A 10,709-nucleotide genomic window follows, 5' to 3' on the forward strand; every position below is an offset into this window, starting at 1 on the left:
ATCGCGTCCTCCACTATGGGGGCAGGATTTCCCATTTTTGGTTCACGGTCAGGTAGCGAAGTCCGTCCGGGCCGGCGGTGAATTGTGGCCGCGACCGACTTGGCAGCCACAACAGGGAACCTGGGGTCAGCGAGATCGAGCCCTCTTCGGTGGTGAGCCGACCGCTTCCGGACAGCACGTGGATCAAAACGTCGACGTCGGCTTCAGTGGCGGTGCTGATTTCGCCGTTAGGTGCCAACGTGATGACATTCCAGTCCAGGTCGCGTTCGCCGACGTCGGACTTCCTGGCGACTCGGCCGTTCTGTGCTCTGTAGCGGTCCGCGATATCGGCGGTGTTCGTCGAGGATCGCGGCAGCCCGGACATGGGCTGCCGTCGCACGTCGAGTTCGTTGTCGGCCATGGGCTTAGCGCCCTCCCGCATTTTTACAATCTGACTTGTGTAAACCCTATCTTATGTGTGCGCGGTAGGGAAGGCTTCCACGTTGACCGATGGCGCCGGTAGTCCCCGCGCGTCAGATTGTTTGGTGACGTCCGAAGTATTCGTGGTCTTCGTTGTAGCCGCCATACCCGCTGCCCAGCTCGGAGTAGTGGGCGACGAACTCAATGCCCTTGATCCACTTCACATGTCGGAAGCCGTGTTGTAGTTCGTTGCGCAGCCTCAGCGGCGCGCCGTGGCCGTAACTCACCGGTTCGTCGTTCATGTCGTAGGCCAGCATGGTCAGATGATGGCTCATCTGCTCGATCGGGTGCGCGACGTAGTAGATGCCGCCGTCTGCGCCCGGACCCAGCGAGTAGAACACCACCCACTTGGCTTCCGGCAGCGGCTTGACGATGTCCATGATCGTCTGCATCGACACGCCACCCCATTTGGCGACACCCGACCAGCCCTGAATGCAGAAGTGTTGGGTGATTTGTTCGTGGTAGGGCAGCTCATGGAGGTCGGCCAGGGAAAACTCGGTCGGATGCTCGACGAGGCCGTAGACGCGCAGCCGCCAATCGACAAAGTCGTTTTGCTCCAGCTCTTTGTACTCAACGGTTTCCGGGTAGGTGCCGTTGTGCCACAGATACGGCGAGATGTCTTCTTCGGTGAACGCGCCCGGCTTGGGGTTGGCGCGCTCGAACAGCCGCTGCAGCGGCCCGACGAGTGCGTAGCCGACCCGTTGCACCACGCGTGGATGGCGATGGGTGAAGGGCGTGGCGGCCACCCAGCCGACGGTGACCACCACCATGGCCACGGTGAAGACGGCGAATCCGACCCAGCCGTTGTCGTCGCGCGCGGCGAACATGTGGTTGAGGTTGCGCAATGCCTCGGTAGCGAAGACGAACGTGACGTGGACAACGATGAAGAAGAGGAAATACACCAGCACCAGGAAATGCAGCGAGCGCGCGGCCTGGATGCTCAACCGTTTGCTGATCACGGTAAGACGCATCGAAAGGGCCGGCGACATTCCGAGCCCGGTGATGAGCGCGAGCGGTGCGGCGATGAAGACGGTGGTGAAGTACGCGAGCAGTTGCAGCCCGTTGTACGCCACCCAGGTGTTGTCGACCGGCCAGTCCAACGACAGGTATTGGATCGCAACGGAAACCGCGTTGGGGAAGACGTCCCAGCTGGTCGGAACAATTCGTCGCCATTGGCCGGTGACCAACAAAAGCACGTAGAAGACCGCGCCGTTGAGTAGCCACAAGACGTCTACGCCAAGGTGCCACCACCGCGCCAACCCGATCGAATGGCGAATTCCCGGCAACCCCAATTGACGCGGCAGTGCCACCGAATCGTCCTTGGCCGTCCACAGCGGGTCGTCAGGCACGGGCTTTGCCACCCGCAGCCATTCGTCTTTGCCCGGCGTGGAGTTGCGCCTGAAGTAGAGCCGGGGATGGTCGCACAAAATCTGAATTCCGGAGCGGATGATGAAGATCATCAGGAACAGGTTGAAGAAGTGCGTCCAGCCCGCCCAGGCGGGGATGCCCGGGCTGACCCCCGAGGGCACCTGGCTGCCGGGATACCGTTGAATGAATGCCTGGACGGCCGGCATGTTGTGCAGGCCCTTGCCGAGCGCTACCGCCGCGAGCAGCAAAACGAACCCAATGGGAATGAGCCACAATAGATTTACCCACCTGTCATGACCGATGCGTAGCCGCGGTGCAATCGCCCGTTTGTCTTCAATCCCGCCGGCCCAGGTCTGCGGGTCGACGATGTTCTCGGCCAGCTGTAACTCTGCGCGATAGCCCGCATCCTGACTCTGATCGCCGACGTCATTGTTGGGTGTGACGTTTTGACCGCCGCACGCGGGAGGCGCTGCGGCGCTCGCAGATGAACCAGGCTGTCTGTCGGCGCCGCGATCACCCTGCGAGCGCAGAAAGTAGGTTTCGTTTCCTGTCATGGGAGCCCACCCTCCATATGGTTTATACAAGCCCCCTTGTGTAAACTGTACGCCACGGCAGTGCGATAGGAAACCCGTGCGTGATTGATCGGGTCTGCGTCGAGGAGCGTCCGGTTGACAGACCCAACAAGCTGCGATTCGTCACGAGCCGACGCGCCACATCAGTTGATGATGATGGGGTTGATAGGGGATCGTCTAGCGCCTTGGCCGGTGCCGTCAGAACATCCGCGGCCCGCCGAAGCCGGGGACTGTGCCCACCGGGCTCAGCGCGAGCGCGATCGCGAGAAAAATAAACAGCCGCAACGTTTTCGGAGTCGGCTCCTGTCTGATCTCCGGCCTGCGCGACGCGAAGAGGGCGAACACCACCCCGATGTCGAACGCCACGATCGTCAGCCAGCGGGTCCAGTCGTAGCCGGTCAGGAAGACCGGGGAGATCAACACCGACCCGGCGACGACCCAGGTCACACGGCCCCGCAGCGCGTTGAGGAATGCACCAAGCGGCACGCCCGAAACACTGCTGAGTCCCCACATCGTCGCCACAACGGCGGCGGCTCCGAACACCAGGGACATGGTGAGGCCGACTATTCCGATGTGGCCGACGGTTCGGATGGCATCGGTGATTCCGTTGTCGTAGTTCGGCATCACATTGCGGCACACCCAGTCGTGGTAATCGGTTTGCCTCGATTGCCCGTCGATTACATAGCGCAGCAACGTGGTTGGTGACGTGACGGTCGCAAACGGGTTGGGCACCAAGTGGTGGGGGACCGACGCGCAGAGTTGAGCGGCGACGTCGTGACGACCGAATGCCGCGACCGCGGCCGTCGTGCAGGCGCCCGGCGTCACCGCGAGGAGCGCGCCGAGGGCCCGGGCGTCTGTCAGCGCACCGCCCAGGACGACGGTCGCCAGCACGGCGCCCAATGCGAACTGCAGCCCTACCGCCTCGTGCATGAGCGTCAACGCCGCAATCACAAGGCCGTAGGCCGTGCACAATGCCACCGCGACCGCGCGGGAACGTGCGAGCATCAACGTGCAGGAGAACAGCGCCAGCGCCGCTGCCCCGAACAGATCCGGCCGGGCCGAGTATGCCGCAAACGGAACTCCGAAGGGCAGCAACGGAATCAGCATCGCAACCATCAACCTGCGCTCAGACCGCGGGTGACCGAAGAGCACCACGCCCGCGACCGTTGCCAGGCCGCCTAGATAGACTGCCGTCGACAGCCACCGCAGAATCAGCGTGGCGCAGAAGTAGTGTCCCGGGGCGAGCCGCACCAATTCGCCTGCAAGACCGCGCCGCACGAAGCCATGCGTGTAGTCGGCCGCGTAGTACGACATCCAGTACACGTCGAGCGGAACGATCTTGATCGCGAACCACAGCACGGCTACCGCCCAGGCCGCAATCGCGGCGGCGACACCCGCGTACATGAGATGGCGCCGGCTTTGAGTCGCTCTGAGGTCGAGGCCCACCATCAGATCTGGCCCTCGTAGACGGTGGTGGCCCCCACCTGCAGGTCAGCCAGCGCGCCGCACGCGAGCTCGCGGGCTTCCGCTGCGCTGTTGCCGGCGCCGTCCTGGCACGCTATGACGTTGAGAAACCGGCTGCCGTTGATCGTTCCAGTGCTGCAGAACAATTGGCCATGGGTCTGCTCGATGCGACGGCGGGTGATGCCCTGCTCGGCCAGCCGGATGGAGACCTCGTCTGCATCGGCACCATCGATGCGGCCAACGGCGGGATCGAGGCTTCCGAGGTTGGAGCAGCCGACCGGAAGTTGGTCGGTCGACATGGCGACGCCTTCGGCGTGGCGGACGAGCCAGCGTGGTGTGAACGGAACAAGCGGTAATCCCGCGAGCATTTCGTTGGGCTCTTGGTGCAGCGACGTCAGCCGCCTCTTGACGTCGGCCCGCACGCAACTCAAGTCGTTGGCCACCGCTGTTCCATCGACGGTAAGCGTGATCGAGGTCAGGGCGTTGGCCCGGTCGTCGTTGCTGGTGCGATCGCTGACGGGGAGTACGACCGTCACCGAGTTCCCGTCTGGAAGCACCCTGCCGATCCGGTGCGCCAGCCGGGCCGCGAATGCGACGAAGAGTGTGTTGCTGCTTCCGTTGAGACTGCGCGCACGGGCTTCCCATGCGGCGGCGTCGGTCTGGATCGTCACCGATGGGAGTGCCGTCTGCTCATCATCAATCCCAGAGAGCGGGCCGGGCCGCCGCGCCCCAGGCGCAGACCGGGGACCGGACGAGGCCTTGACCAGAATCATCAGAGTCGCGATCAGGGCACGGATGACCACCGGCAGCGAACGCACGGCATCGGTCAGGTCCTCGGAGACGGCGCGCACCCGGCTACGTGAATTCGGTTGTGGGTAGCCGCGATTGCGTCTCTCTTTATTGACCGCCTCGGTTACCGCCGTTATCGCCGCGAGTCCATCGACGACGCAGTGTGATGACACCAAGGTGACTGCCGCGCCTCCGTCGTCCAGCGGTAGCACGCCCAGGTGAAACGTCGGGCCGAACTCGGGGTCGACGGGTACCTGTGCGCGTCTTTCGATCCACGCGCCGATCGCCGACCGCGGTTGCCGCGGGTCTAGCGCGATGTCAGGTGAATCGTTGTCGAGTACCCAGCGATGACGCCCGAAAGGCAGCGGTGAGCGCTCGATGCGCCGTCCGAGGAGACCGGCACCGAGATTGTCTTTGAAGGTGCGCAATTCGTCGATGTTCACGTCGCGGTCGTACACCCACGTGCATTGCACCGTGCTGCCTTGACCGGTGGCCCGCAGCCGCAGGAACGCGGCCTGGTCCAGAAGCGCCAGCTTCGTCACTGGCGAGTTAGGAGGTGCATGTGTCGTCAGGCCACTCACGCCGAGACCTATGGCAGGAACACAAATGCATCAGGCATCGTCGTGCAGCCCGGCGTCGGACACCCGCGTGAATTCGGCGCGCATGGTTTCGACATAGCGCCGGACCGACCCGCGAGCGATGTCGGTGCCCGGGTAAGCGACCACCAGTTGTGTTCCGTCGTGCATGCGGTTGACCCACATGCACACCGTCTCCGACAGCCGGTTGTCACCCCAGATGCCGGCGCGCAAACCGTCGAAGTAGTCACCGAACGGCAGCTTGCGAATGTCGATATAGGACAACATCGGCACCGGTCGGTCCGGAACCTCGAAGTGGCCCGCCGAGCCGGCCGGTGTCTCGAGCAGGTGGTAGTAGGGCACGGCGCCGAGGGCCGCGTTCGCATCAAACGACGCCTGGGCGGCGCTCACCACTTCGTCGAATGACGCACCGGCGGTCGGAATCGCCAGCGGGACGAAACTGGCCAACCAGCCGACCGCGGTGGCATGGGCGGGATCGCGCCGGTTATCAAAGGGAGTTAGACCGAAATATGTTGCCGCGCCTGTTAACCGATGCTCGGCCAAAGCGGCGCAGGCGAACACGCCACCGCTGAAGCGTGCTCCCGCGGCACGGCACGCGGCCTCGAAACGCCGGCCCTGATCGTCATCGATCAGGTCGAACACGTCGATGGCTCCCGGCGTATCCGCGGCCGCCTCGCCCAGTTCCAGTGGAAACCTCGGCAGCGCACCATTGTTCGCCGAGAGGAAGGCGCGCCAGCGCTGGATTTCGGGCGATTCCTCATCAAGGCTCGCGGTGTAGGCGCGCTGCTTCGCGCTGAATTCACGATGACTGGCCGCGGGCGCCAGCGCGGCCTGCCCGTTCTGCAGCGCGCTGAAGTACGCCGTCTGGATGTCCAGGAAGATCACACCGGCCGACATACCGTCGGCGCGCAGGTGATCGACGGCGATGTAGATGGTGAACCGGTCTTCGCCTTGGACAATTCCGAAGCTGAAGCAGTCCCATTGCAGCGGGTCGGGGGTATCGACGATGAGCTTGCGGATCTGAAGCGGAGCCATTTCTCCGAGATCCGTTGGCACGAGCGTGATGTTCTCCGGGTCGGCAATGACGTAGCGGATGATTTCGTCATTGTCAGAGAAGGCAAACCGGTCGTGGTAGGCATCGTGTCGCCGCACGTGGCTATTCAGCGCTTGAGTCATCGCATCGACATCGCAGACGCCCCTGATCTCCCAGGCTCCGATGCACAACCGAGGGATATCGCGGCCGAGGCTGACCTGGCGCCGGTAATAGCGAAGATGCTGTGACTGCTGGTAACTGACCGGGGCGGGGTGATATTGCGCTTCTGCGGCGCGCGCGTAAGTGTTCGCGGTGGGATACCACGATACGACGGTGCCCTCGGCTGTCCAGTCGTCAACCGTGCCCAGGAACATGCGCTACCTTTCCTCCTCAGTTGGCGACGCCAGTCGGATGACCATAACGCGCCCGCGCGTGAGTTGCCGTTTGACTTTGGGGTGCCGAGCGAGTTTTATTTCGCGAGGCCGGTAAGTGCCTTATCGCTAGCTGCGTGAAATGTGGCTCAGTGATTTGGCTCACTCTGGCCTGAAATGGCCCCGCGCGTGTCGTCAACCAGGGCCAATAGGCGACTCGCTGACCGTCGCGCGGCGCAAGCATAAACGTCCCCCTCGGGCCTGGCAAGCGCACAGGATTGACAGGACCCGCACGATTGCCATCCACTTGCCGTGCAAGAGTCAACCGGCACGCGGATTCGTTTGATGCGGCGCGCGGTTAACTCCGGACTACTGCTCAAACAAGCCTTTATCTCGACGCCACGGACCCAACGTGTCGAATACTCACCGATAGCGAGAGCTATCTCGGCAATGCCATTCGTGCAACTCCCAGACCCACGAAACGACGCCTCGATCACCATATCCCAGGCGAGGTTACGGCGGAATAGTACCAGCCGAAGAATTTTTCTGCGCGCGATCATCCAGCCTGCGATCGCCTATCCAGAATGCGAAAGGGGCCCGTGGGGTCGTCAGTGTTGGCTGACGCCAACGGCTTTCGCCGCGGACGGGGCCGAGTTGCGCGAAATGACCTACTGATCAGGGAGATTGGCCGTCAGGGGACTAAAACGGCGCCCGGTCGCACGTGCCAACCCGGCTTTGCGCCGCTCCGGGCGGCGCAAAGGTTCGCGCCGCCGCCCGAATGCACACCGGAGGACCGCTTGACGTTCTACATACAGAGTGTATGTTCATACATACGGTATGTATGAGAGGAGATGGGTTCATGTCTGCCACGCTCGACGCGATAGCGGAGGAACGCGCAACCGTTCTGAAGGTTTGCGCGCAAATGCCTGATTCGATGTGGGCGGAGGGCAGCGGGTGTTCGGGCTGGTCGGTCCAGGATCTGGTATCGCACATGGCGTGCAGCTACTGGTTGGCGGTTGATCCGTCGACGCTGCCCGATCCCGGCGGCCTGCCCGCCGAACGCGCAGCGGACCTGTACGTCGAGTCCCGTCGTTCGATGACCCCGGCGGAGGTGGTGGCCGACTATGAGTCGGTCAGTTCGCGAGGGCTGGAGTTGCTCGCCGCTGTCGAGGGCCAAGATATCGAGATACCGATCGGTGACGTCGGAACTTATCCGGCCTCCGTCGTGCCCACGACTTTTGTCTTCGAATCCTTCATCCATCTTCGATACGACTTGTTTGCCCCGGATGGACCGTTGCGGTCAGATCCGCCACCCGTCGACGAACTACGGCTTGCCCCCACGCTGGACTGGATCGAGGCTGCGCTGCCGCAGCAGAACACCCACCTGCTCAACGATTTACGCGTGGGTGCCGAGATTCGCCTCGACGGGCTGTGCGCCAGGACCCTGCGCCTCGGCGCCCATGGCGATGTGGCCGCGCGTATCACGTCCAATTCGGAAGCGTTCGTGCGATGGATAACCCAACGCGGTCCCTGGGAAAGCCTCGGCGTTCAGGCCGAGGGCGACCCGTCTGCTGTGGAGATCATCCGTCAGCTCAGAGTGTTCTGAACGACGCTGCCTCCCGCGGTATCGCACCCCACGACCTTCATGCGGTATGCATGACATGCATACGTGGGTGTGAAAGGTGAGGCTCGCATGGCGCAGGACGGTCGCCGCACACAGGCGGAGCGCGCCGCGGACACGCGTGGCGCGCTGATCAGCGCCGCCCGGCCACTGTTCGCATCGTTGGGATTCGCCGAGGTATCTCTGGAGACGATTGTGCGCGACGCCGGCGTGACGCGCGGCGCATTGTACCACCACTTCGCCGACAAGACAGAGCTATTCGCGGCGGTGTTCGAGCAAGTGGAGGGCGAGATGGCGGCCCGGATGGGGGAGGCCGTCGCGGCCGCCGGGGAATCCGATCCGGTCGAGATCATGCGGCTGTGCGCGGGCCTGTGGTTGGACGCGTGTGCCGAGCCGGAGGTCCAGCGCATCGTTTTGCTGGAGGCGCTGGCGGTGCTTGGCTGGGAACGCTGGAGCGACATCGGGCACCGATACAACATCGGATTCGTGACGGCGCTGCTGACCGACGCCATCGAGTCCGGCAGCATCCCGCCCCAACCCGTCGAGGCCACGGCCCTGTCCGTCATGGGGGCGTTGCGCGAGGCAACGCTCTACATTGCCCGTGCAGACGATCATCGCCAGGCGAGGGCGGATGCCGGCGCGGTGATGGACAGGCTCCTTGAAGCATTACGGGCCAAGCACAGCGGCTGACGTCACCCTGGCTGAGCCGAGATCTGGGCGGCGATCGCCTTTTTGTCGATCTTGCCGATGGGTGTGGTGGGCAGTGTGGTCATCGGCACCAGCGCGTCGGGCCGGGCGTGGGCGGCCACCCCACGCCGGTCGAGGTAGGAGTTCAGTTCCGCTAACGTCACCGCGGGACCGGTGAAAACTACCGCCGCGCAGATCTTTTCGCCGAGGTACGGGTCCGGCAATGGCACCGCTGCCGCGGAGAAGATCGACGGGTGGCTGAGCATCTGCTCCTCGAGGTCCGCGGCGGAGATGGTTTCACCGCCTCGACAGATCACGTCCTTGACCCGCCCGGTGACCGTTAGATAGCCATCGTGCCGGAGCCGGACCAGGTCGCCGCTTCGGAAGAAGCCGTCGCGGTCGAAGCAGCGTTGGTTGTCGCGCTCGGCGCGGTAGTAGCCGTTGAGCGTGTACGGCCCTCGCACCAGCAGCTCGCCTTCCTCGCCTGACGCCACGGGTTCGCCGTCGGCGTCGACGACGCGCAATTCGTCGGCCGCGCAGAGCGGCCGGCCCTGGGTGTGGTCGGTGAGGTCGGGCGGATCGCCCGGGCGGGTGTAGTTCAGCAGCCCCTCCGCCATCCCGAATACCTGCTGCAGTCCCGGGGTCAACGCGGCGCGGATAAGGCGGGCGTCGTCGGCCTCCAGCTTGGCGCCGCCAACTTGTAAGAGCCGCAGAGACTTCGGTGTCACCGGCTCCCACTCGCAGGCTTGCGCCCACAGCTTGGCCAGGGCCGGCACCAGGGCGGTGACCGTGACGCCGTGGCGCTCGATGGCGGCGAATGCGGCCTCCGGGCTGGGGTCCGTGCCGAACACGGTGGTGGCGCCCACGGTCATCGCGCCGAGCAGCCCGGGACAGGCCAGCGGGAAGTTGTGGCCGGCCGAGAGCAGCACCAGATAGACGTCGCCGGCCGTGAGCCGGCACACCTGGGCGCTGGCGGTCGCGTTGAACACGTAATCGTCGTGGGTGCGGGGGATGAGTTTGGGAGTCCCGGTGGTGCCGCCCGAAACCAGCAGCAGCGCAGGCGATCCCGGATCGCGCGCCGGCGGCGGCGGTGCGGTGGCGGCCCGATCGCAGAGTTGTGTCCACGAGGTGAACGGGCCGGGGTCGCCGTCGACGATGACGTGCTCGAGCGTCGGGTGGTCGTGGATGAGTTCGCACGCCATGGCGCGGTAGTCGAAACCGTTTGCCGCATCGGTGATCACCAATCCGGTGGCTTGGCTGACGCCGGCGAAGTGCCCCAATTCGGCGGCCCGGTGGCCGGGCAGGCACATCACCGGGATGGCGCCCGCGCGCAACAGCCCGAACAGCGCCACCGCGAACTGGCAACCGTTCGGCAGTTGCAGCAGTACCCGGTCGCCCGGCGCGATGCCCAGCGCGTGCAATCCTGCGGCGGCGCGGCCGGCGCGCGCGTCGAGCTGGGCATAGCTCAGGCCCGCACCGTCCGCGGCGTCGAGCACGGCCGTTCGGTCGGGCCAGCGCCGCGCCGCATCGCTCAGGATGGTGTCCAGCGTGCGTCCCGCCCAGTAGCCGGCCGCCCGATAGGCGGCGACCCGATCGGCGGGGAACGGCACGAACCCTTCGAGGGCCCCGGCCAGGGCCGGTGGTGTCTTCGCGGTCATGGGTCCTTAAACCGGGGGGCGTAGTAGCGGCGATTTGTGAGTAAGGATAGGGTAACCAAAAATACTTAGGGCAGCCTGTGCTAATCCAGGG

General features: G+C 64.5%; 8 protein-coding genes. 2 read left to right on the top strand and 6 right to left on the bottom strand.

Going from position 1 to position 10,709, the window contains the following annotated elements; genetic code table 11:
* Nucleotides 1-13: 13 nt before the first annotated feature.
* The 5 genes from A5758_RS03760 to A5758_RS03780 form a co-directional block, all read right to left on the bottom strand.
* The gene (locus A5758_RS03760; RefSeq protein ID WP_231987213.1) at nucleotides 14-400 is read right to left on the bottom strand and encodes a cupin domain-containing protein; all 387 of its coding nucleotides are present in this window, start codon (nucleotides 398-400) and stop codon (nucleotides 14-16) included.
* A gap of 112 nt (nucleotides 401-512) precedes the next feature.
* Nucleotides 513-2,207: a molybdopterin-dependent oxidoreductase gene (locus A5758_RS03765; RefSeq protein WP_067736777.1), complete on the bottom strand. Its 1,695-nt coding sequence runs from the start codon at nucleotides 2,205-2,207 to the stop codon at nucleotides 513-515.
* Nucleotides 2,208-2,597: 390 nt separating this feature from the next.
* On the bottom strand, nucleotides 2,598-3,848 hold the full coding sequence (locus tag A5758_RS03770) for a hypothetical protein (protein WP_067736609.1): 1,251 nt from the start codon (nucleotides 3,846-3,848) through the stop codon (nucleotides 2,598-2,600).
* Nucleotides 3,848-5,194, bottom strand: coding sequence for a hypothetical protein (locus tag A5758_RS03775; protein WP_067736612.1), 1,347 nt, complete (start codon nucleotides 5,192-5,194; stop codon nucleotides 3,848-3,850). Before A5758_RS03775 ends, A5758_RS03770 begins: the two co-directional genes overlap by 1 nt.
* Before the next feature lie 69 nt (nucleotides 5,195-5,263).
* Nucleotides 5,264-6,655, bottom strand: a complete 1,392-nt coding sequence (locus A5758_RS03780) for a condensation domain-containing protein (protein WP_067736615.1) — start codon at nucleotides 6,653-6,655, stop codon at nucleotides 5,264-5,266.
* Between the two features lie 856 nt (nucleotides 6,656-7,511).
* Between A5758_RS03780 and A5758_RS03785 the strand changes: the two genes are divergently transcribed.
* Nucleotides 7,512-8,258: a maleylpyruvate isomerase family mycothiol-dependent enzyme gene (locus A5758_RS03785; protein ID WP_082939562.1), complete on the top strand. Its 747-nt coding sequence runs from the start codon at nucleotides 7,512-7,514 to the stop codon at nucleotides 8,256-8,258.
* Between the two features lie 87 nt (nucleotides 8,259-8,345).
* The gene (locus tag A5758_RS03790; protein ID WP_067736621.1) at nucleotides 8,346-8,963 is read left to right on the top strand and encodes a TetR/AcrR family transcriptional regulator; all 618 of its coding nucleotides are present in this window, start codon (nucleotides 8,346-8,348) and stop codon (nucleotides 8,961-8,963) included.
* Between the two features lie 2 nt (nucleotides 8,964-8,965).
* On the opposite strand, the gene A5758_RS03795 is transcribed toward A5758_RS03790, so the two are convergent.
* Nucleotides 8,966-10,618 (bottom strand): (2,3-dihydroxybenzoyl)adenylate synthase, encoded by a 1,653-nt coding sequence (locus tag A5758_RS03795; RefSeq protein WP_067736624.1) that lies wholly within the window; start codon nucleotides 10,616-10,618, stop codon nucleotides 8,966-8,968.
* Nucleotides 10,619-10,709 lie beyond the last annotated feature (91 nt).

Origin of the sequence: Mycobacterium sp. 852014-50255_SCH5639931, from assembly GCF_001665605.1 — a bacterium.
In the GTDB taxonomy this organism is placed as follows: domain Bacteria; phylum Actinomycetota; class Actinomycetes; order Mycobacteriales; family Mycobacteriaceae; genus Mycobacterium; species Mycobacterium paraffinicum.

What these genes read in the sequence shown, in the direction of transcription:
- A5758_RS03760 (WP_231987213.1), bottom strand. Translation starts at nt 400, where the DNA reads ATGGCCGACAACGAACTCGACGTGCGACGGCAGCCCATGTCCGGGCTG.
- A5758_RS03780 (WP_067736615.1), bottom strand. Translation starts at nt 6,655, where the DNA reads ATGTTCCTGGGCACGGTTGACGACTGGACAGCCGAGGGCACCGTCGTA.
- A5758_RS03785 (WP_082939562.1), top strand. Translation starts at nt 7,512, where the DNA reads ATGTCTGCCACGCTCGACGCGATAGCGGAGGAACGCGCAACCGTTCTG.
- A5758_RS03790 (WP_067736621.1), top strand. Translation starts at nt 8,346, where the DNA reads ATGGCGCAGGACGGTCGCCGCACACAGGCGGAGCGCGCCGCGGACACG.
- A5758_RS03795 (WP_067736624.1), bottom strand. Translation starts at nt 10,618, where the DNA reads ATGACCGCGAAGACACCACCGGCCCTGGCCGGGGCCCTCGAAGGGTTC.
- A5758_RS03770 (WP_067736609.1), bottom strand. Translation starts at nt 3,848, where the DNA reads ATGGTGGGCCTCGACCTCAGAGCGACTCAAAGCCGGCGCCATCTCATG.